The organism is Neisseria sp. P0021.S006, from assembly GCF_051956895.1.
Genome location: NZ_JBQCWZ010000906.1, coordinates 1 through 589, shown reverse-complemented (window position 1 = coordinate 589; position 589 = coordinate 1). Strand labels below are relative to the sequence as shown.

General features: G+C 53.3%; 1 pseudogene. It reads right to left on the bottom strand.

Features of this window, described 5'->3' with window-relative positions:
* Positions 1 to 589: pseudogene (locus tag ACTHUM_RS17820) on the bottom strand (tRNA (adenosine(37)-N6)-threonylcarbamoyltransferase complex transferase subunit TsaD); the annotation flags it as partial.

Genomic DNA, 589 nt, shown 5'->3' with positions numbered 1-589 from the left:
ACATTAAATGCACTGACAGCCTGACGCTCGGCAAGACGCATCGCGCCGGCAAAGGCCATCATTGCGCCGTTGTCGGTACAGTATGCCATCGGCGGACAATAAACATTGCTTTTTTCTTCCTGCGGTTTGGGTTTGCCTTTTTCAGACGGCACTTTGACGGTTAAGCGCGAAAATTCATCACGCAGTTTCCAGTTTGCACCCACGCCGCCGGCAACCACCAAAGTTCTGAAGCCGGTATCCAACAACGCTTTTTTGGCTTTGGCCGCCAATACGTCAACCACTGCATCTTGGAAGGCGCGGCAAATATCGTTGCGTGTTTGTTCCGGAATTTCATCGCTGCCGGTTTCGGCGCGGACTTTTTCGACAGCGGTCAAAACGGCTGTTTTCAAACCGGAAAAGCTCATCTGCAAATCGTGCGAATGGAGCATGGGGCGTGGGAATGTGAAAGCATCAGGCGTGCCGAGTTTGGCCAGCTCGGATAATTTGGCACCGCCGGGATAAGGCAGGCCCAAGAGCTTGGCCGTTTTATCAAATGCCTCGCCTGTCGCATCATCCACACTCTCGCCCAGCAAGGTGTAATCACCGATAC